Here is a 21743-nt window from a genome sequence, read left to right on the forward strand (position 1 = left end):
GGTTATAATGACAGTATAAACATACTGTTAAAGGAGTCCTCCTATTGATCAAGCTCAATCCGAACAGGCTCAAACCTCATAAATCGAAGAAGAAATATAATATGTTCCAAAATATATGGCGGGCGATTCGTCTGAATTTTATCAAGCTGTTGCGTGCACCTGGTGGCGTCAAAAAAATCTCCTTGGGCTTTGCCATTGGCTTCGGGCTGGAGATGATTGTGATTTCCACGGCATCTCTGATTTACCTTGTGTTTTATCCCATTGTTCGGCTGTCCGGCGGTTCGATGCCTGCGGCAATCGTGGGCAATGTAGTAGGCAAGCTGACCTTTTTACCGATTGTGCTGATGCCGTTCGCCAAGCAGCTTGGAGCCTGGATTTACCCATCTCATTATCCGGTACACGTCAGAGGCGGTCGACTTCACGAGCATTCTTTTATGGAGCTGTTTCATGGCAACTGGTCTGTATTCAGAGACTTGCTGCACGGAGGGCTGCACATTCTGATCGGAATGTCGATTTTCGGTGTGGTACTAGGCATTATCTCGTATTTTGTCATTCAGGTCTTGTATAACCGTTCACTGCACAAACGGCTGGAGAAACGGAAATTGCGTCATGGTACAGCCTTTTCGGCGGCTAGATTGCTAAAAAATGGATAACGTAGGTGATTAAGAAGCTCCTTGAGCCTGAAAATTAGGCTTGAGGGGCTTCTTTTGTAATTGGCTTCATCCACTCAAATCGTTTACAATACGTTGCATACAACACTGGACGATAGGTTAATGTACATACAAGGAGTGGTGAGGTTGCGGAAGATTTGGCACATCTACTTGACAGACTGGAGAAATGTATTCAAAGTATCGACCGGGACTTTATTAATCATTGGCATTATTCTTTTGCCTTCCGTTTATGCATGGGTGAATTTGAAAGCGATGTGGGACCCGTACGCGAATACATCGGGTATTAAAATTGCAGTCACGAGCCAGGACCAGGGTGCTGAGGTCAACGGGAAAAAAATCAATATCGGGGACGAGGTTTTAAATAACCTTCACAATAACAAGAAACTGGGCTGGACGTTTGTGAATGAAGCAGAGGCGCGAAGAGGTGTTCTGAACGGTGATTATTATGCCAGCCTGCTCATCCCCAAGGATTTTTCGCAGAAAATTACGAGCGTGCTTACGGAAAATCCACAAAAGCCGGAGATTGATTACGCGGTAAACGAAAAAATCAATGCGGTGGCTCCAAAAATCACCTCCTCGGGGGCCACCTCTCTGACGAACCAGATTAGCCAAAACTTTATTGAAACGGCCAGTCAGGCCGTGTTGACCAAGTTAAAGGAAGCCGGGGTGAAGCTGGAAGAGGAGCTGCCTACCATTCGCAACATTGAGAACCGGGTGCTGGAGCTGAACAATCGTCTGCCGGATATCGATAGATTAGGTAAACAGGCGATTGAATTGGAGCAAAATTTGCCTAAAATCAAGGTGCAGGGACAAAAGATCATTGCCCTGAAGGAGAAGATTCCTGAAATTAACCGTGCTGGCGAGCTGGTGCTTAAAATTGACAAAAATCTGCCTGAGCTAGATAAGGTAGCAGCGGTTATTCTGGATATCCAAAAAAGGCTGCCGGACATTCAAAAGGCCGGAGACCGGATTGTCGAGCTGGATCAAAACTTTGGCAAGGTGGAAAGCGCGTTGGCCATTGCCTTGGAGGACACGCAAACGGCTCTTAAGGTCATTCATGCTGCACAGAAAGCACTGCCGGAGGTGCAGAAAATCGCGGATACAGGTAAGGATTTTACGAGTGGCTTACTTGATTTTCTGGACAAAAACGAGGGGGCACTCGACTCCATTGGAACGCTGGTCAAAGAGGACCTGCAGTTGGTTCAGCAAATTGCGAATGAAGTTTCCGAGATTACAGGCATCATTCGTGGGGTGGATTTTGATCCTAAAGCAGCACAGGCTGCGGCGAATCGGGTTAGCGGAAGACTGGCGACTGCTGTGGGGGTGCTGGATCATATTTCCCAACTGCTGAACCGTGTGAACGGATATTTGCCGAGTCAGCCTCTGAATTCGCTCATTTCCCGCGTGGGCGGGCTGAAGGATCGTCTTGGCCGCTTGAACAGCACGGTCACAAGCATTGGAGATGCCATACAGCGTGGCGAGAAGCCTGCACAAAATTTGCTCGATGACGCTGATCGTCTGGCCGGAGAGGTTAGTAGCGGAATTGACAGCATTTTGAGCAATTATGATACGGAGTATGCGCCCGCCATTCAAAAGGCGCTGGATCAAATCAAAACCGTTGCACGTAATTCCGCCAATGTGCTGAATACCGCTCAAGAGCAGCTGCCGAATATGGAAAAGATATTAAATGATGCACAGGCTGCTGCAGAATTCGGTCAGCAAGAGCTGGCTCGTCTCCAGCAGGATTTGCCGCAATATCGTCAGAAGCTGCATGAAGCGGCTACAACGATTCAGGGACGCATGGGCGAGTTCACAACTGCTGTCAACAAAGCGGCAGACTTTGTAAATAACGATTTGCCTGCGGTTAAAGGTAAAATCCATCAGGCAGCGGAATTTGTACGCAATGATTTGCCGAAGGCGGAACAACAGTTTGTCAAAATGGCTGACCTGATTGAAAACAAGTTCCCCGAGGCAGAAAAAGCGGTACATCAAGTCGCTAATTTTGTGAGAACAGATCTTCCAGCTGCCGAGGATTCCATACGCCACGCGGCAGACACGATTCGTAAACTGAGAGGCGAAAATGCACTGGGACGAGCCATTGCGCTGCTCAAGGGGGATGTGAAGAAGGAAAGCGATTTTCTCGGCAGTCCGGTATTGCTGAAGCAGGAGCGAATATACCCGATCCCGAACTATGGCTCTGCGATGTCCCCTTTTTACACGACATTATCGATCTGGGTGGGTGCGATGCTGCTGGTCTCGATGTTCAGGGTAGATGTGGAGGACCCGGAAGGCCAATATAAAAGCTACCAGGTGTATTTCGGACGGCTTATGACGTTCTCTACGATTGGTATATTTCAGGCGCTGAGCGTGTCCCTTGGTGATTTGTTCCTGCTCGGGGCGTATGTGGATGCCAAAGTAGCATTTGTATTGTCGTCTATGCTGATCAGTCTGGTGTTTACAGCCATGACCTATACATTGGTTTCTGTGTTCGGCAATATTGGCAAGGGTTTGGCGGTTATCCTGCTGGTGCTTCAATTTTCCAGTTCAGGCGGAACATTCCCGATTGCGACGAGCACACCCTTCTTTCAGGCGCTGAATCCGTTCGTCCCATTTACCTATGCGGTTAGTCTGCTGCGGGAAACGGTAGGAGGGATGCTGCCTTCAACGGTAACACGAGATGTAGTGATGCTGTTTGTATTTATCGGAGTGTGCTTCCTGTTTGGATTGGTGCTTAAGAAGCCGCTCAGCAAGTATACGAAAAAAATGGCCGAGCGCGCGAAAGAAACGAAATTGATTCCTTGATTGTGAAAAAAGAGTGAGTTACGGTGGGTGAAGAGGCGCTCCGCTGGCAGCCACCGTGAAGTCACTTTCCTTTTAACATTCGACGGGTAGTATGAGGGGAGATGCCTCGCGTTTGCGGCTTCGGCAGTGCGTGAGGCCTTTTTTGCATGCGCTATCCAACCTAAAAAATGCATTTTGGAATGTTTCAAAGTGGTTTTTTCTGGTGAATGAAATGGGTATGGTCTTTTTTTATGCAATTTTTGTGGAATTTATAAATCCTTAGGCAAAGGCGGGAGGCAGTGTGGAGTATTCATACTTGGGCAAGTCAGGCTTGAAGGTTAGTCGGTTATGTCTGGGCACGATGAATTTCGGACCGGAAACCGAAGAAAAGGAAGCGTTTAAAATCATGGATGCCGCATTGGATGCGGGCATTAACTTCTTTGATACAGCCAATGTATATGGGCGTGACCGCAAAGGCTGGACAGAGGAAATTATCGGGCGCTGGTTCCAGCAGGGTGGCGGAAGACGTGAGAAGGTTGTGCTGGCGACAAAGGTATACGGGGACATGAAAAATGAAAATGACGGACCAAACGCAGGATCAGGCTTGTCTGCTTACAAAATTCGCCGTCATCTGGATGCTTCTCTGAAACGTTTGCAAACCGATCATATCGAGCTGTATCAAATGCACCACATTGACCGGAATGTGTCCTGGGATGAGCTATGGGGTGTGTTCGAATCTGTTGTGGATCGGGGACAAGTGGATTATATCGGCTCCAGTAACTTTGCGGGCTGGCACATCGCTGTAGCGCAGGCCGAAGCGAAGGCAAGACGTTTTCTTGGTCTTGTATCCGAGCAGCATCTGTACAATCTGAATGAACGCTCTGCCGAGCTGGAAGTATTGCCGGCAGCTCAAGCATTGGGACTGGGTGTGATCCCTTGGAGCCCGTTGGCAGGTGGACTGCTGGGACGTAATGCATTGGCAGGTACAGGCTCCCGTAGTGCACGGGCCAAGGAAAAGGTGGAACAGAACCGTGCCAAGCTGGAGCAATTTGCAGCATTGTCCCGCGAGCTGAGCGAGAAGGAGGACGTGATAGCACTGGCTTGGGTGCTGTCCCATCCGGCTGTAACCGCTCCAATTATCGGCCCGCGGACCTTGGAACAGCTGGAAGATGCTTTGCGGGTGCCTGAGGTCAAATTGACTGACGATGTGCTTGCCAGGCTGAACGAGATTTTCCCCGGCCCGGGCAAACCTGCGCCGGAAGCCTACGCTTGGTAATTTAGCATCTTTCCAGTCAAATTAGCATCAGTGGAAGCAAAGACAATGAGTGTTGGGTGAAAAGAAGCGAATCGCAAAGAAGCAGCAGACCAGGAATAATATCCTGGGCCTGCTGCTTTTTTAAATATTGTTATATTATTGCTGTTTTTTGCAGTAAGAAATATAATTCTCCAGCCATTGTATGGTTACAGTTTCGCGTAAAATAGCACCATCTAATACAAGATAATCGCCAAAATTATCACTATCCAGAGGAGGAATCGTTTCATAGCGTTCTTTATTTTTGCGTAAATGCTCCAGCCTATCTTTATGTTGAAGCAGCTGATGCTCCAACAGATACAATCGAGTTGTTACATCCAGATTATTAGAAAAATACATTTTCAGCCTAAACACATCTTTGGGAGTGGGTTCAATAGGCTCTGCTTTTTTTAACCATTGTAAAAAATCTTCTTTGCCTTTCTCCGTAATCGAATACAACTTTTTTTCTAAAACTTCTCCGCTAATTTGAATTTCGTAGACGATAAGTCCCTCATTAAGCAGTTTTTTTAATTCCGGATAGATCTGACTGTGCTTCGCAGTCCAAAATTCGCCTAAATCCTTACCGAATTCTTTACCTATATCATAACCAGTCATAGGTTCTTTATTTAACAAGCCTAGGATGGCATATTTTAAAGTTCTCATAAGGCTCTCTTCCTATACATTTTCGTCGTTTATTTGTTAAGTATAACATATTTACCGAGTCCACCATAAGATTGATATATGAACAAAAACATATTTGATTAAACATATTCAATAAAACATATAATTATATACATGTTTCTCTTGATATAATAAAAAGCGCGTGTTAATATTAAACTCGGATTATGTGAATGATTTCACAATACAACAACGAGGGAGAAGAGGATCTTAGTGGAACTTACAGAAAAGAGATGGATTATCCTAATTGCAAGCTGCTTTATCAATTTATGTATTGGATCAATCTATGCGTGGAGTGTATTTTCTGCCCCAATGGCAGAATATTTGAGTAGCGTCACAGGACTTAGTTTAACACCGGGGAATTTGGCCATAGCATTTACGATTACAAATTCAGTAGGTCCTATCACGATGATTTCAGGTGGCTGGATTAATGATCGGTTCGGACCCAAGAAAGTGATCTTTGTAGGGGGCCTGCTATTTGGAGGAGGTATGATTTTATCAGGATTTGCAACATCTGTAGGCTATCTGGTATTTGCTTATGGTATCGTGCTTGGCCTTGGAACAGGAATGGTTTACGGATGCACAATTAGCAACTCTATAAAGTTTTTCCCTGACAAACGAGGATTAGTTGGCGGTATAACAACGGCTGCTTATGGAATAAGCTCGGTTATTATACCTCCTATTGCCAATGGTTTAATCAGTAAGTCTGGTGTGACATCAGCATTCATTATAATCGGTATAGCATTTCTTATTATTGTATGTGCTGCTTCTTTCTTCATTGAGAAATGTCCATCTGATTTTGTCCCTGCAGGTTGGACACCAAAGGCTGTCAATGTTGGACGTTCTATTCAGAACGACAAAGACTGGAAGGGCATGCTTGCAAATCCTCTGTTTTATATCATGATCTTGTTGTTAATGTGTGGAGCTTTTGCTGGACTCATGTGTACATCGCAAGCTTCTCCTATAGCTCAGAAAATGATTGGCATGTCTGCGGCAGCTGCTACGACAGTTGTTTCCGTATTGGCGTTGTTTAACACTGGCGGACGAATCGTTGCAGGCTATATTTCAGACAAAATCGGTCGAGTCAATACCCTGGCTTTTTCATCAGTCTTTTCGGTAATAGGACTCACAATACTTTATTTTTCAGGCGAAGGCAGTGTGTTAACATTCTATACTGGCATTTCAGTGATTGGTTTATGCTTTGGCGCACTGATGGGGGTATTTCCTGGATTTACTGCCGATCAGTTTGGGGTGAAAAATAATAGTGTGAATTATGGAATTATGTTTATTGGATTTGCAGTAGCAGGATACTTCGGCCCATCAATTATGAGTAATGTTTACAGCTCAGATCATAGTTATCAGAGAGCCTTTGTCATTGCGGCCGTTCTTGGCATAACCGGACTTGTTCTAACATTTGTATATAAGTTGGCTGCCCGAAAGAATCAGAAGATGGCTGTAGATATAAATCAGAAAGCTACCAATTAAACGTCAAAAAGCAATAAATACAGATAAGGAGAAAGAACTCATGCAAAGAAAATATCCAAACCTATGTAAACCAATCACCATTGGAAATGTGACTTTCAGAAATAGGATGTTTGGCGCTCCTATGGGAGGTACAGATATTACAGCTGACTGCACTATTGGACCCAAATCCACAGCTTTTTATGAATTAAGAGCAAAAGGCGGTGCTGCGTCAGTTACGGTCAGTGAAGTTGTGGTTCATCCCGAAACGGAAGCTTCCCATATGTACCATCTGGATCTGGAGACAGTAGATTCTCTTGCTAGTTTTACTTATACTGCAGATGCTATTCGTCGTCACGGGGCAATTGCCAGTGTGGAATTATCTCATTCTGGACAGTATGCAGGAACTTATCTGACTGACAAAAATAAGAAACAAGGACTTGCACAGTGGGGACCCAGTCCCGGAGTACGTCCAGACGGCAGAGAAGTAAAGGAACTTACGCAAGAACGAATTGCTGATATCGTAGCAGCTTATGGTAGATGTGCCGGACTTGCCAAGAGAGCAGGTTTTGAAATGATTATGGTTCATGGCGGGCATGGATGGTTGATCAATCAGTTTTTTTCTCCTTATTTCAACCACAGAACAGACAAGTATGGCGGATCTTTGGAAAACAGGGTGCGTTTTGCAGAGGAGGTTCTTGACAGTGTCCGTAAAGCTGTGGGTCCCGGCTTCCCAATCGAGTTTAGAATGAGTGGTTCAGAGTTATTTGAAGGCGGCTATGATCTGACAGAAGGTATAGAAATTGCTAAATTAATCGAATCAAGAGTCGACTTGCTCCATGTATCTGCCGGAACTTATCAGACAGGATTTGGTATCACACACCCTTCGATGTTCTTGCCTCATGGAAGTAATGTTTATCTTGCAGCAGAGATCAAGAAGCATGTAAGTGTTCCGGTTGCAACGGTTGGCGGATTAAATGACCCTGCTCAAATGGAAGAAATCATTGCCAGCGGTCAGGCGGATGTTGTTGAAATGGCTCGCGCACTGCTGGCTGATCCAGAGCTTCCCAAAAAGGTGATGAGCAACCGCGATGAGGACATTATTAAATGTCTGAGATGCTTCACCTGTATGGCAGAACGTGCAGAAACATCCACAAGACGTTGTACGGTTAACCCATTAATTGGTCGTGAAATGGATGGAACAGAAATATATCCTTCCCCTAATCCACGCAAGGTTCTAATAGCCGGCGGAGGCCCAGGCGGACTTTATGCAGCCCTTACTGCAGCTAAACGCGGACATAAAGTGATTCTTTGTGAGAAGTCTGACGAGGTAGGCGGTATATTGAGGGGAGAACAGGCGATTCCTTTTAAATATGAGATGTATGAGTTAGGTGTTACTCTCGGAAAACTGGCCAAGGACGCCGGTGTTGAGATTCGTTTGAACACATCTGTTACTAAAGGGTATGCAGAGAAAGAAAATGTGGATGCGTTAATTATAGCAGTCGGCTCCGCACCACTTGTTCCTCCGATTCCAGGATTGAATGGTGATAACGTAGTCATTGTTAATAACTACTATCTGGAGAAGGATAGGGTCAGCGACAGCGTAGTCGTTTTGGGAGGCGGACTGGCAGGTTGTGAAGCAGCAATTCACTTTGCCCAGGAAGGTAAGACTGTTCATCTGGTAGAGATGAGAACAGAGTTGGCTCCAGATGCTAATATTAGACATCGTCCAATTATGCTAAAAGAAATCGAAAAGAATAACATTCAAGTTCATTTAGGATTTAAAGGGCTATGTGTTACACAAGAAGGTGTTGTTTGCGCTGATCAAAATGGTGAAGAACATCTTGTTCCAGGTACTTCAGTCATTTGTGCGCTTGGACAACGAGCAAGAAGAAACGTAGTAGATGAGTTAATTGATTGTGCACCTTATGTTTCACAAATCGGAGATTGTGTCAAGGCATCTACTATCACGACTGCAATATATCAAGGATATCATGCAGCGCTTGATATCTAATGATCTGCGACTCACTATCACCACTTGGCCTCGAACACTTCAGGAGGTTTAAGAGAGGCACTCGAACATAGCGGTTCAACACCAATCGCACAACTCTGCAAATGGGCATAACATTGCGCAAGAGTTGTGCGATATTTTTTCTTCCATGATCCCAAACAAGCGAGGTGTTTTTTTGTCCTGTGTTAAGCGTTGTCTATCTTTTTGGATACCAATCGTTGATCCGGTTTCTTATAGTGTGCAACATAGCTGTGCAGAACCATACCGAGGATGACGACGAACATACCTAGCCATGATAGAAGTGACGGAATTGGGATGGATAAAAAGATCAGTTCCCCCATTAATGCGAACAGCACTTCCAGAGATTGTGTTGCTTCAACGGTCGCCAGCTTTTGCATATTTCCGCGCACCTGATCCGTTGCTTTAAAAAATAGAACCGTCGCGATCACTCCTGAAAACACAGCCACCAGAGCAGACTGTATCGTCTGATCCTTACTTGGCATTCCCGCACTGAACACTCCGTATAGCGAAAGCAATAACCAGAAAGGCAAGCTGGCTAAAGTCATCCCGAGCACACGTTGATAGGCATCTAACCGTCCTGCACAAACCTCCATCATTTTGCGGTTACCTAATGGATATGCGAAGGAGGCAATGATGACCGGCAGGAAGCCGAACAAAAAATCTTGTGTAGAAATCGATTGTGACTGCTCGACTTGCATGAGAAGGATTCCAACTAAAATAATCAGAGACATCATAAGTCCTTGAATGGGGATTTTTCCGCGCACCTCTACTGGCCCGTTCTCCGTTTGTACAACCTCTGTAAATAACGGGACAAGCAGAGAACCGGAAATAATGGTAACTTGCCAAGTACCCGCAATCAACCAACCCGGCGAATAAGCCGATGCGAAGCATAATGGAGCATAAAATAAGCCAAATCCGATGAAGCTCCATAACAGCCATGTTCCCGGTCGTTCCTTCATGACGATCCAAAGAGGCTTAAGCTTCTGCTGGCTCATAACAATGACGAGTAAAATAGGAACCATAAATACATACCGCAATGAAGCACTCCAAATCCAGCTCCCGCCAGACAGCTCCATAGACCGATTGAGAACAAATGTAAAAGCAAAAAACAAAGCAGCCAACACACCTAGCCAAATGGATCGCAACACATTCACCTTATTCTTTAAATATTGTTATTACCCATAATAATAATGTTTGATCATTTATTTCAAGACATTCTTCGTCGTTGACAAGGCAAAAGGGATGCTGTATATTACTGAATGCCGACGTTAATAGTAATTATTACGATTTGAAAATATGACATAACAAACAAATAGCAAAGGGAGCATACTGTCAATGAATAAAAAAGCAATGCCGGTAACTGTGCTGAGCGGATATTTGGGTGCAGGGAAAACGACGATTTTAAATCATGTATTAAACAATCGGGACGGAATGAAAGTAGCGGTGATCGTTAATGACATGAGTGAAGTAAATATAGATGCCGAATTGGTTAAAAAAGAAGGAGGCTTGTCCAGAACTGAAGAAAAACTGGTTGAGCTGTCCAATGGCTGTATATGCTGCACATTGCGTGAGGATTTATTGCTGGAGGTCAAGAAGCTGGCCGAACAGGGCGAATTTGATTATATTTTAATTGAATCGACAGGAATTAGTGAGCCTGTGCCCATCGCTCAAACCTTTACGTACGCCGATGAAGCAACGGGCATTGATTTATCCTCCTTGGCAAAACTGGATTGCATGGTGACCGTGGTCGATGCGAACCGCTTCTGGCATGATTTTGAATCAGGGGAAACACTGCTGGATCGTAGGCAGGCTACTGGAGAAGACGACATGCGTGATGTCTCGGATCTGCTAATTGACCAGATTGAAACGTGTGATGTACTCATTCTGAATAAATGCGATCTGGTTCAGCCTGCCGAGCTGGACAAGCTGGAGGGTGTGCTGCGCAAATTACAGCCTGAAGCCAAAATCATTCGTACTACTAAGGGACAGGTCGCTCCTTCGGACATTTTGAATACAGGGCTTTTTGATTTTGACAAGGCCAGTCAATCGGCTGGATGGATTCGAGAGCTGGAGCTGGATAGTCATACCCCGGAAACGGACGAATATGGTATTCACTCCTTTGTGTATCGCCGCAGAAGACCGTTTCATCCTGCCAGACTGGCTGAATTTATGAGCTATTGGCCGCAGGAGGTCGTGCGCGCCAAAGGTTTGGTCTGGATTGCGACACCTCAGGATTGGGCAGCGAGCATTAGCCAGGCCGGTCCATCTATTCAGTTTGGACCAGCGGGAAGCTGGCTTGCCGCGTTGTCGGAAGAAGAACGGCAGGAGATCGTCGCAGCCGACCCAGAAGCTCTGGACAATTGGGACGAGCAATGGGGGGACCGCATGAACGAAATTGTCATGATCGGTATCGGAATGGAGCAATCGGACCTGGAAGAGGAACTGGATCAATGTCTGCTGAACGATACGGAGATGAACATGGATTGGTCTGATTTTGAAAATCCTCTGCCGTGGCCAGACGGGCAATAATAATTCGTCTCTGAATGAAACAGGATGTATAGATATAGCGAATAGATATTAGCGAATCCATTCCGTAATAAAGTTCATACACTTTTTGGCGGCAGGAGCCATATTCTTTAAAGAAGCCGCAGCGATACCAATAGAACGTGAATAGGGCCCATCCAAAGGTCGAATACAAAGTTCATAAGGATTTTGAGATAAAATCATTTCCGGAAGAATACTCACGCCCAAGCCATTTTGCACCATTGCCATAATGGCATGATCATCTTCCAGTTCATATTTGATTTTCGGAGCAAGCTTGTGCTGTGAAAAAATTCTTCGTACATCGACATCGCAGCCGGAAGCAGGCATAATGAAGGGTTCATCGCGGAGTTGATCCACACGTATGGCTGTCTGCTCCCGAAGCATATGATTCGATGGCAGTAGGCACAGCATTCTTTCTTTTCGAAGTGGCAGTACTTCCAGTACGTCTAAAGCAGGCAAATTAACGAAGCCGAAATCAGCTTCACCGCTAGCTATCCACTTCTCAATTTCATGGTAGTGGCCGTCAAGTAATTTCAGTTCAATAAATGGAAACTGCTCGTTAAATTTTTGGATAATACCGGGCAACCATTGAATGGAAACGCTTGAGAACGTACCTATCTTGACAGTTCCGGTTTCAAGTCCTTTGATTAGAGCGACCTCTTGATAGAGCCTCTCGTTCATTTGTACGATCTCTCTGAAATGCATCATCAGGTGTTGTCCATTACTGGTCAATTTGATGCCTGAACGTCCTCTAATCAGAAGAGTCAGGCCCAATTCATGTTCCAAACCGGAAATAGCATGGCTAATTGCGGATTGTGTAAGATTGAGAGTCTCTCCTGCTTTGGTGAAGCTTCCCGTTTCTACTACGCTAAGAAAGACCTTATATTTCAACAAGTTCATGTGTCCTCCTAGATTGAATGAAATATATTCATACATAGTATCATATATATTCATTTTTTTTATCTCAGTTTTGTGGTTATAATCGAATTTGAGGATTTTGCAAAATCCTTACTTAAGAAAAAGCTGATAACCATTTAATCTCTGGGAGGTACCTATGAGTTCAATTGCAAAAACGCCACAGCCCCCTTATTATGCTGCTATCTTTACTTCTGAACGTACTGAAGGAGATGGCGGATACGGAGTGATGGGAGACAAAATGGAGAAACTGGCTGCTGAACAACCGGGTTTTCTGGGCATGGAAAGTGTTCGCGACCAAAATGGAGTAGGCATCACAGTTTCCTATTGGGAGTCCTTGGACGCTATAAAAAATTGGAAACATAATGAGCTGCACAAGGTAGCACAGGAGAAAGGGAAATCCGAGTGGTATAGAACATTTGGTTTAAGAGTGAGTAAGGTAGAACGAGATTATTTTTTTACAGTGTAAATAGGTTCAGTAAATAGGTTCAGCGCGCTACAGTAATCATAAAATGTCGATGACCCGGCCCTCCAAAAAAAATGCTGGCATTCAAAATGATTACTGTAGACATAGATGAAATCATGACAGGCTAAAGGGAGCGTCTTCAAAGCCGTAAACGGCTGATAATACGCTCCCTTTTGGTTCCCATACTTATATTGTTATGTCATATACGTATAAGCTCAGGATTTAGACGAATTTACCGGCTGCATTTCCTGGATAGCTTCCTTCAAGTTGTGTGAGCATAGCTCATACAGCTGCTTTCTTTGCTGTTCACTGGAACTCAAGGCCAGCTTTTGCAGCTCGGTTGTACATTGCTGCAGCAGCGTCAGCACGGCTTGATTAGAGTCCTGTGCCTTGGACATCTGTACGTTATCGCTGTATTGGTCAATGTACAGCTCCCCTTGCTGGTCCACCTGTGCGAAAAATACGTCTTTGACCGTCAGACTTTTTTCTTTCAGCTTTGCATCCAGCCATTGTTGCGTAATTCCTATGTAGGCCATTTGCTGCTCCATAACTTGTCCATCCATAATAATGGCTGTTGGTTCCTTCTCCGGCAGCTGCAGCATATTGAGGTCCTTAAGGGTCACCGGCTGCTTGTCTTTGGTCAGCAGCACGTTGATCTCACCACTGGTCTCCATAATCGCAAATTCCACGTCAGATACCTTGAATGCATTTTTACCCCGCAGCTGCTCCATGAGCTCATCTAGTGTAAGCCGTTCCTTTCTCATATTATCCTCTAAAATTTTGCCGTCTTTGATCAGAGTAGTGGTCTTTCCATCGGTAAAATCTCTGATTTTCTTGCTTTTAATTTGCAATATTTCAATGACAAATGTTGTCAGGACCCAAACTGCCAAGGCTATAAAGCCTAAGTACCAAGTATTTTCTCGCTCCATAGGAATGGTAGCGGCCAGATTCCCTATCGTGATTCCGGTTATATATTCGAACACGGAAAGCTGGGATACCTGACGTTTTCCGAGAATTTTAGCAATTAAAAATAATACAGCGACAGCCATTAATGTGCGTGTAGCAACCTCGGCCCAATCCTGCATTTGCTCCACCTCATTTCATTTCGTTTTGCCGCAAGTGCGCTAATATTCCAAGCATATCCGCACCAGGATCAGTTTAAACGCGAGCACTTTAATCTAGATAAACCGTTTAAAGCATATTAAAATTTTCTATCGTTGCATTGTCGATGTCTATTAGCCGAGCGATTGACGGAAAGGGGGGAGCAGGATACATTATAAATATAATTCTTATTTAATTCATCGGGATTATAAACATTAAGTTCACGGAGGTATGTGTATGTCGTCCAAACCTAAAGTTGTTCTGTGGAGTAAAACCGGCTGTCATTTTTGTGGAGAGATCAAATCGTACCTGGAATCCCAAAATCAGCCGTATGAAAATATTCAAGTAGACGGAAATGATGCGCTGCGTGACGTGCTGGAGACCAAATATGGTATTCGTTATGTCCCTGTGGTAGAGGTGGGTGGGGATAACAAATATGAAGCCCTGCTCAACCCGGATCTGGAAGAGCTGGCTAAAGTGCTGGAAAGTTACAATCAAGCGGTATAAGCCGACGGGAAATCATTATTTTCAAGAAAGGTGGAAGAGTTCATGGCTAAGAATAGACAAATTAAATTTGGTGCGATTATTCACGGTGTTGGGGGAAGCATGACGACTTGGCGTCACCCTGAAGTGCCTGCGGACGCGAGTGTTAATTTTGAATTTTATAAAACACAGGCGCAAAAGGCAGAGGAAGGCAAGTTTGATCTTGTATTTATCGCAGATGGCCTGTTTATTAATGAAAAATCCATTCCTCACTTTCTAAACCGTTTTGAACCCATTACGATTTTGTCCGCTTTGGCCGGGGTGACGAAGCATATCGGATTGGTTGGTACACTGTCGACTTCCTATAGCGAACCGTTTACGGTAGCACGCCAGTTTTCTTCCATTGATCATATCAGTGGCGGTCGTGCAGGCTGGAATGTGGTAACTTCTCCGCTGGAAGGCTCTGCTCTTAATTTTAACAAAGGCGAGCATCCGTCGCATCCGCAGCGCTATAAGATTGCCGATGAATATTTGCAGGTAACCAAAGGGCTGTGGGATTCATGGGAAGAGGATGCGTTCATTCGTGATAAGGAAACCGGCGTATTCTTTGACCCTGAAAAGCTGCATACGCTGAATCATAAAGGTGAGTTCTTCTCTGTGCAGGGTCCATTGAATATTGGGCGTTCCAAGCAGGGACAGCCGGTTATTTTCCAGGCAGGTTCTTCAGAGGATGGTAAAAACCTGGCTGCGAAGGAAGCGGACGCTGTGTTTACGGGACATGAAACATTGGAGGAAGCACAGCAGTTTTATCGTGATGTGAAGGAACGAGCGGTCCGCTATGGCAGATCGGAAGAGGATATCGTCATTTTACCGGGCATTTCACCGATTATTGGCAGCACGACGGAAGAAGCGGAACGGAAGTATGAGGAGATTACCAATCTGGTGACGATTGAGGCCGCGTTAAAATATTTGGGACGTTTCTTCGATCATCATGATTTCTCACAATATCCGCTGGATGAGCCATTCCCTGAGCTTGATGGTATTGGCAGCAATGCGTTCCGCAGCGGTACAGATAAAATCAAACGGACAGCCAAAGAGCAAAATCTGACTCTGCGCGAGGTTGCATTGCGTTCGGCTACACCGAGAACCTCTTTTATCGGGACTGCTGAGCAGGTGGCGGATCGGGTGCAGGAGTGGTTTGAAAGAAAAGGGGCAGACGGATTTATTATCGGCTCTGATGTGCCATCGGGTCTGCATGACTTTGTAAATCTGGTTGTGCCTATTTTGCAGGAACGCGGCATTTACCGTCAGGATTATGAATTTAGCACGCTGCGTGAAAACCTGGGCGTACCGATTCCAGAGAACCGTTACACAGCGGCCAGATCCAAAGTGAAGGTAGACGCATAATAGAAGGAGGTAGAAATATGTCCAAGGTTGTCATCCTGTCAGGCAGTCCGTCTACACAATCCCGTCTATATGGCTTGATTAACTATACGACCGAGCAATTGCAGCAGGCCGGAGCGGAGACCACCTTGCTGAATGTGGCTGACTTGCCAGCCGAGGACCTGGTGAAGGCCAACTTTAACAGTCCTGCTGTTACTGAAGCACTTGCGCTGATTGCAGCAGCAGATGCCATCATCGTAGCTTCTCCCGTGTACAAAGCCGCCTATTCCGGCCTGTTGAAGATATTTTTGGATTTGGTTCCACAGGAGGGACTGAGAGGCAAACCTGTACTTCCTTTATTTATCGGTGGCACGTTGGCTCACCTGCTGGTCATAGACTATGCCTTGAAGCCAGTTCTCAACGCGCTGGGCGGAAGACATATTCTTGGCGGTGTGTATGCGTTGGATCAGTGGGTTGAACGGCTGCCGGATGGAGCATACGGGTTGTCCGAAGAATTGGTTGTACGGTTGGACCGTTCTGTGAAAGAGCTGAATGGGCTATTAAAGTGATAGATATTTTCAATATGTCCATTGACAGGTCGTTCAGTGAGTTTTATGATACAAAAAAACCGAGTTAACACATTGGATAAATGTATATAAGCTCACTGGAGGACTTGCGTATGAATATCGAGAATATGGAAGCCTTTGTATACGTGAATCACTATGGTAGTTTTAACAAGGCGGCAGAAGCGTTGTTCTTGTCACAGCCCTCTGTCACAGCACGGATTCAGACGCTGGAGCGCGAGCTGGAATGCAAGCTGTTTGACCGCCAAAGCAAGCAAACTGTTCTCACGGAGGATGGACGGAAGTTTCTTCCTTATGCGGAGCAGATGCTACAGGTACTGCAAAAAGGAAAGCAAAAGCTTCAACAGCGCAAGAAAGCTCCTCAGCAAATTCGAATTGGCTGCACGATATCGGTGTCGAACTATATCATTCCTGAAATTTTAAAGCAGCTGCGCGCCCGCTATCCGGAGGTTAACTACAAAATTGTGACGGCTACGACGGATCAACTGGTACAAAAGCTGTTGAACCGTGAGGTAGACATTAGTTTTGTCCGTAAAGTAATGCACCCATCCATTCGTACGCTTGCTTTTTATGAAGATCCTATTTCTCTGTATGTATACGAGGGTCATCCGTTTATGAAGACAGGCAAGGCCAGCATTCAGGATATTCAACATGAAACACTGGTGTTTTTTGAATGTGGGTCTTTAGATTGGATGAGAATTCATCGGGCTTTTGAATCACTGGAGCAGCCGCCGGATATTGCTTTTCAGGTAGATAATGTGGTTACGGCCAAAAAGCTGGTATTGGAAGAAGCGGGCATTGCCTTTTTGCCGGATGTCTGTGTAAGTCGTGAAGTGAAGGATAAGAAATTGTTCCGCATTCATGTGCCTGAGGTGGCTAGTGTATCTATGCAGATTAGCATTGTGGCAACCAAAGAAGACTGTGCAGTGACATCGGATTTTGCAGATGCGTTGACAGATGGCTTCCGCGAGGCTGTTTTGCTATAGAAAAGTTCTATTACCTGGTGGATTGACGTATATGATTCCAGGTGTTAAATTAGTCACATCTAAAAACCAATTAAGCTTATAGGAATTATTAACTACTAAATATTGTAGCTAGCATGTATGTCGCAAACTGCTGATATACCAAGAGACGAGGGGGATTCATATGAAGAAGTGGTTTGCATTATTGTCTGTTGTGGCGATGATCCTGGTGATAGCAGGCTGCGGATCCTCAGGTAACGCGTCTAGCGCGTCAGGCTCAAATGGAGATGTGAAGAAAATTATCGTAGGCACGGGTACTCAATTCAAAAATGTATGCTTTATTGACGAAAACGGAAATCTAACAGGCTTTGATGTGGAGCTGATCAAGGAACTGGACAAGCGCCTGCCTCAATACGAATTTGAATTCAAAACAATGGACTTCGGCAATCTGCTGCTGAGTCTGGATGCCGGTAAAATCGACATGGTATCTCATCAAATGGAAAAGAACCCGGAGCGCGAAGCCAAATATCTGTTCAACAAAAATCCGTATAGTATTTTCCTGAACAGAGTTGCCGTAGCAAAGGATAACAATACAGTCCATTCGATTGATGATTTGAAAGGGAAAAAGGTACTTACCAGCCCAACCAGTAATGCGGCCTATGTGCTAAAGGAGTACAACAAAACTCACGGGAACGCCTTGAACATTGTGTATACGAGCGGTGCAGCCAATGATACGGTGCAGCAAATTACGAGCGGCCGTATAGATGCTACCATTACGACAGATTTTGCGAACCGTTTTAACACGGATGAAAAAGGAGAAGTAGCTCTGAAAACCGTCGGTGATCCTTTGACTCAATCGGATGTATTGTATGTACTGAACAAAAATGAGCAGGGTCTGGCGGACGATCTGGACAAAGCGATTCAGGAAGTCAAGGACGACGGCACGCTGTCAAAGCTGAGCGTTAAGTGGCTCGGAGAGGACTTTACCAAGTCTCTGGAAGATGTGAAAAAGGAAGGCAGCAGCAAGAAATAAGGATAGGTTTGAATGTTCAGCGGTCAGGGTACTCCGTGTATTCTGACCGCTGATGTATAGGAAGGAGGCAGGTATATGAGCAGAGAGTTCAACATTGACTATGTTTTTAGCTTTATTCCGAAAATGCTGTCTTATTTGCACATCACGTTGTTTATAGTGGCAAGCTCGCTCGTATTGGGGCTAATGATCGGTCTGTTGGTTGCGCTGCCTCGCATGTATAACATTCCTTTTCTCAAGCGTGTTTCTCAGGTGTATGTTTCCTTTTTTCGCGGAACGCCTATTTTAATCCAGCTGTTTCTGGTGTATTACGGCTTGCCGGAGCTGCTGAAGCTGGTTGATATCAACTCCTCCAGATGGGATGTGCTGTGGTTTGCCATAGCGACCTACGCGCTCAACAGCGGGGCATTTATTTCGGAGATTATCCGGTCAGGTGTGGGAGCCGTAGACCGTGGACAGATCGAGGCAGCACAGTCGGTCGGCATGACCGGATATCAGACCTTTACACGCATTATTTTGCCGCAAGCGCTGGCTGTCGTGGTTCCGGTATTTTCCAATTTGGTGATTGGCAATCTGAAGGATACTTCGCTGGCGTTTACCATCGGAGCGATGGAGATGACAGGGAAATCACAGACATTAGGCTCGGCTACCCAGCATTTTGTTGAAACCTATATTGCACTGTCTCTGATTTATCTGGTGATCAGTCTGATTTTACAAAAATTGTTCAAGGTGCTGGAAAATGTGCTTCTCCGACATGAACATCGGGATACCGCCAGGAAAGAGCCTGAACAACGAAAAGGCTTTGTGGTGCGGCACCTGAGGAGTCCACGTCTCAGCAAAGGGGGCAAAGGCATATGAGTCTGGATTTTGGATTTATGTATACCGCCTTTTTGGGGTTGTTCTCCGCGCTGCCCAACACGTTAATCATTACGGTGGTTTCCGTACTGGCAGGGCTGGTCATCGGAATTATAACGGCGCTGGCCCGAATTTATAAGGTGCCTGTGTTATCCCAGATTTCGCACGGTTATGTGACCTTTATCCGGGGTACACCGATGCTGATGCATTTGCTGCTTATTTATTTCAGCTTGCCTTTGTTGATTGATGCGGGAGCGAAGCATTTTGGCTGGTCGTTTCATTCCAAAGACGTTCCCTATATGGTATTTGCACTCATTTCATTTTCCATTACCAGTGGCGCGTATATGTCTGAGGTCGTCCGTTCCGGTATTCAATCGGTGAACCGGGGGCAGATCGAAGCAGCCTATGCGGTCGGCATGACGACGTGGCAAGTGCTGAGACGAATCGTATTTCCGCAGGCGTTCGTGGTGAGCTTGCCGAACCTGACGAATTCTGTGATTGGGATGCTTCATGGCTCCACCTTGGCCTTCACGGTTTCGGTGACAGAAATCCAGGCACAGGCTGAAATTCTGGCATCTACGAACTGGAAATATTTAGAGGTATATATTGCGGCCGCTCTGCTCTTCTGGGGGTTGACGGTGCTGATTGAGCGAATATCCGGGTTGGTAGAGAAAAAAATCAATGTGTTTCATGGAGGTAGAGCATCATGATCCGTCTGCAAAATATAACGAAATCGTTCGGCAAGCATGAGGTGCTCAAAGGCATTGATTTGACCGTGAACAAAGGCGAGGTCGTCGTTATTCTGGGCCCGAGCGGTTCTGGCAAAACGACCTTGCTGCGCTGCATCAATTATCTGGAAAAGCCGAATGATGGAGAAGTCAGCATCGGTGATTTTACGGTAAACTGCAAGCGGCCTGCGAAAAAGGATGTTCTGGCTTTACGGCAAAAGACGGCCATGGTCTTTCAGCAATACAACTTGTTCAAGCACAAAACGGCGCTGGAAAACGTCATGGAGGGACTTGTCGTCGTCCGCAAGGTGAAGCCGGAGGAAGCGAAAAAAATCAGCATCGAAGTGCTGGAAAAGGTCGGTCTGGGCGAGAAGCTGAATCATTATCCGAGCCAGCTATCCGGTGGACAGCAGCAGCGTGTCGGCATTGCGCGTGCTTTGGCGCTGAACCCGGAAGTGATTTTGTTCGATGAACCGACCTCGGCGCTGGACCCTGAACTGGTGGGCGAGGTGCTGTCGGTGATTCGCAAGATCGCGAAGGAAGGCATTACGATGATTGTCGTTACGCATGAAATGGGCTTTGCGCGAGATGTTTCCAATCATGTGGTATTTATGGATGGCGGTCATGTCATCGAGGAAGGCACACCGGACGATATTTTTAACCACCCCAAAGAAGAACGGACCAAGCAATTCCTGAAACGGATTACACCAGAATATAATTACTCAATATAGACGGGAGAGGGAGATATGAGTATTAAAATCGGAGTGTTGGATCAAAGCCCTATAGGCGAGGGAGAAATAGCAGCACAGGCGCTTCGCAATACGATTAAACTGGCACAGCGTGTAGAGGAATTAGGGTTTTCACGCTTTTGGGTATCAGAGCATCATGATTCCGAGCAGGTCGCGGGCTCTTCGCCAGAGGTACTCATTTCCCATTTGCTGGCACGTACCGAGCATATTAAAATCGGCTCTGGCGGGGTGATGCTTCAGCATTACAGCCCGTATAAAGTGGCCGAAAACTTCAATGTGCTGGCATCTCTTGCGCCGGGTCGCGTAGATTTGGGCATTGGGCGTGCACCGGGTGGATTACCAAAGTCCACACAGGCATTACAGCGTAACGTGCATGGTGCGCCTTCTCTGGAAGAAAAAATTGATGAAGTAAGTCGTTACATTCATAATATCCCGTCTGAAGAAGGGCCGCTAGCCGGACTACAGGCGAATCCGATTCCGGAAACACCGGCGGAAATTTACGTTTTGGGTACAAGCACAGACAGTGCTGGCATTGCCGCACGTTTGGGGTTGCCTTATGTTTTCTCGCAATTTATCAATAGCAGTGAGCAGGTGGCATTGGATGCATTCCGCACGTATCGGGAGTCATTCGATTATAGCTTTGGACGTGAACCAAAGGTTCTTTTTGCACTGTCCGTTATTGTAGCTGACACCTCCGAGGAGGCTGCGGCCTTGGCAGGCGAGCATAAGCTGTACAAGATTCTTCTGGCCAGTGGAAAAACGGCGACGGTGGGAACGCTGGAAAGTGCAGAGGAATTCGGCAAGCAATCGGGTGAAGAGTATACGATTGAAGTTACGGAAGCGCAAATTAACAAAGGCAATAAAGACGAAATTTATGCTTTGTTGACGGAAATTCAAGCAAAATATCAGGCTGACGAGCTGATCGTAACGACGGGAATACGGGATATTGAAAAGCGCGTGCGCTCATTCGAGCTGCTGCATGAAGCCTTTGCCGGATCGCTTGTACAATCCTAGCTGCTATCGGCTTTT

The 21743-nt window shown here is 45.8% G+C and carries 20 protein-coding genes; 16 read left to right on the forward strand and 4 right to left on the reverse strand.

Going from position 1 to position 21743, the window contains the following annotated elements; all coding sequences use genetic code 11:
• Positions 1 to 101 precede the first annotated feature (101 nt).
• The 3 genes from WG8_RS10720 to WG8_RS10730 all read left to right on the forward strand — a co-directional run bounded on the left by WG8_RS10720 (position 102) and on the right by WG8_RS10730 (position 4728).
• Positions 102 to 653 carry a DUF2062 domain-containing protein gene (locus tag WG8_RS10720; protein ID WP_007430191.1) on the forward strand — a complete coding sequence of 184 codons (552 nt, stop codon included), beginning with the start codon at positions 102 to 104 and terminating at the stop codon, positions 651 to 653.
• A gap of 144 nt (positions 654 to 797) precedes the next feature.
• The gene (locus tag WG8_RS10725) at positions 798 to 3473 is read left to right on the forward strand and encodes a YhgE/Pip domain-containing protein (RefSeq protein ID WP_007430192.1); all 2676 of its coding nucleotides are present in this window, start codon (positions 798 to 800) and stop codon (positions 3471 to 3473) included.
• A 280-nt stretch (positions 3474 to 3753) separates the two neighbouring features.
• Entirely contained in the window at positions 3754 to 4728 is a 975-nt protein-coding gene (locus WG8_RS10730; RefSeq protein ID WP_007430193.1) for an aldo/keto reductase, read from the forward strand.
• Positions 4729 to 4863: 135 nt separating this feature from the next.
• On the opposite strand, the gene WG8_RS10735 is transcribed toward WG8_RS10730, so the two are convergent.
• Positions 4864 to 5406 carry a PadR family transcriptional regulator gene (locus WG8_RS10735; protein WP_007430194.1) on the reverse strand — a complete coding sequence of 181 codons (543 nt, stop codon included), beginning with the start codon at positions 5404 to 5406 and terminating at the stop codon, positions 4864 to 4866.
• 228 nt (positions 5407 to 5634) lie between these two features.
• Between WG8_RS10735 and WG8_RS10740 the strand changes: the two genes are divergently transcribed.
• Both WG8_RS10740 and WG8_RS10745 read left to right on the forward strand, forming a co-directional pair.
• Complete coding sequence (locus WG8_RS10740; protein WP_043890957.1) at positions 5635 to 6906, forward strand: L-lactate MFS transporter; 1272 nt, start codon at positions 5635 to 5637, stop codon at positions 6904 to 6906.
• A gap of 40 nt (positions 6907 to 6946) precedes the next feature.
• Positions 6947 to 8896: an oxidoreductase gene (locus WG8_RS10745; protein WP_043890958.1), complete on the forward strand. Its 1950-nt coding sequence runs from the start codon at positions 6947 to 6949 to the stop codon at positions 8894 to 8896.
• Between the two features lie 182 nt (positions 8897 to 9078).
• On the opposite strand, the gene WG8_RS10750 is transcribed toward WG8_RS10745, so the two are convergent.
• Positions 9079 to 10059: a DMT family transporter gene (locus WG8_RS10750; RefSeq protein ID WP_043890959.1), complete on the reverse strand. Its 981-nt coding sequence runs from the start codon at positions 10057 to 10059 to the stop codon at positions 9079 to 9081.
• Between the two features lie 190 nt (positions 10060 to 10249).
• On the opposite strand from WG8_RS10750, the gene WG8_RS10755 reads away from it, so the two are divergent.
• The gene (locus WG8_RS10755; protein ID WP_007430198.1) at positions 10250 to 11443 is read left to right on the forward strand and encodes a GTP-binding protein; all 1194 of its coding nucleotides are present in this window, start codon (positions 10250 to 10252) and stop codon (positions 11441 to 11443) included.
• Between the two features lie 48 nt (positions 11444 to 11491).
• Here the strand turns inward: WG8_RS10755 and WG8_RS10760 are convergent, their stop codons facing one another.
• On the reverse strand, positions 11492 to 12358 hold the full coding sequence (locus WG8_RS10760) for a LysR family transcriptional regulator (RefSeq protein WP_043890960.1): 867 nt from the start codon (positions 12356 to 12358) through the stop codon (positions 11492 to 11494).
• A 154-nt stretch (positions 12359 to 12512) separates the two neighbouring features.
• On the opposite strand from WG8_RS10760, the gene WG8_RS10765 reads away from it, so the two are divergent.
• Entirely contained in the window at positions 12513 to 12842 is a 330-nt protein-coding gene (locus tag WG8_RS10765; protein WP_007430200.1) for an antibiotic biosynthesis monooxygenase family protein, read from the forward strand.
• 212 nt (positions 12843 to 13054) lie between these two features.
• Here the strand turns inward: WG8_RS10765 and WG8_RS10770 are convergent, their stop codons facing one another.
• Complete coding sequence (locus WG8_RS10770; protein ID WP_007430201.1) at positions 13055 to 13924, reverse strand: DUF421 domain-containing protein; 870 nt, start codon at positions 13922 to 13924, stop codon at positions 13055 to 13057.
• A 253-nt stretch (positions 13925 to 14177) separates the two neighbouring features.
• Between WG8_RS10770 and WG8_RS10775 the strand changes: the two genes are divergently transcribed.
• The 9 genes from WG8_RS10775 (at position 14178) to WG8_RS10815 (ending at position 21728) form a co-directional block, all read left to right on the forward strand.
• A complete protein-coding gene (locus tag WG8_RS10775; RefSeq protein ID WP_007430202.1) occupies positions 14178 to 14447 on the forward strand; it encodes a glutaredoxin family protein in 270 nt (89 codons plus the stop codon).
• A 42-nt stretch (positions 14448 to 14489) separates the two neighbouring features.
• On the forward strand, positions 14490 to 15830 hold the full coding sequence (locus tag WG8_RS10780; RefSeq protein WP_007430203.1) for an LLM class flavin-dependent oxidoreductase: 1341 nt from the start codon (positions 14490 to 14492) through the stop codon (positions 15828 to 15830).
• 17 nt (positions 15831 to 15847) lie between these two features.
• Positions 15848 to 16375 (forward strand): NADPH-dependent FMN reductase, encoded by a 528-nt coding sequence (ssuE, locus tag WG8_RS10785; RefSeq protein WP_007430204.1) that lies wholly within the window; start codon positions 15848 to 15850, stop codon positions 16373 to 16375.
• 110 nt (positions 16376 to 16485) lie between these two features.
• A complete protein-coding gene (locus WG8_RS10790; RefSeq protein WP_007430205.1) occupies positions 16486 to 17376 on the forward strand; it encodes a LysR family transcriptional regulator in 891 nt (296 codons plus the stop codon).
• 160 nt (positions 17377 to 17536) lie between these two features.
• Complete coding sequence (locus tag WG8_RS10795; RefSeq protein WP_007430206.1) at positions 17537 to 18385, forward strand: transporter substrate-binding domain-containing protein; 849 nt, start codon at positions 17537 to 17539, stop codon at positions 18383 to 18385.
• A 75-nt stretch (positions 18386 to 18460) separates the two neighbouring features.
• Complete coding sequence (locus tag WG8_RS10800) at positions 18461 to 19240, forward strand: amino acid ABC transporter permease (protein ID WP_007430207.1); 780 nt, start codon at positions 18461 to 18463, stop codon at positions 19238 to 19240.
• Complete coding sequence (locus tag WG8_RS10805) at positions 19237 to 19947, forward strand: amino acid ABC transporter permease (RefSeq protein ID WP_007430208.1); 711 nt, start codon at positions 19237 to 19239, stop codon at positions 19945 to 19947. The genes WG8_RS10800 and WG8_RS10805 overlap by 4 nt, the downstream gene beginning before the upstream one ends.
• Positions 19944 to 20696, forward strand: coding sequence for an amino acid ABC transporter ATP-binding protein (locus WG8_RS10810; RefSeq protein ID WP_007430209.1), 753 nt, complete (start codon positions 19944 to 19946; stop codon positions 20694 to 20696). Before WG8_RS10805 ends, WG8_RS10810 begins: the two co-directional genes overlap by 4 nt.
• Before the next feature lie 15 nt (positions 20697 to 20711).
• The gene (locus WG8_RS10815; protein WP_007430210.1) at positions 20712 to 21728 is read left to right on the forward strand and encodes an LLM class flavin-dependent oxidoreductase; all 1017 of its coding nucleotides are present in this window, start codon (positions 20712 to 20714) and stop codon (positions 21726 to 21728) included.
• Positions 21729 to 21743: the final 15 nt, after the last annotated feature.

This window comes from Paenibacillus sp. Aloe-11, assembly GCF_000245715.1.
Lineage (GTDB): Bacteria > Bacillota > Bacilli > Paenibacillales > Paenibacillaceae > Paenibacillus > Paenibacillus kribbensis.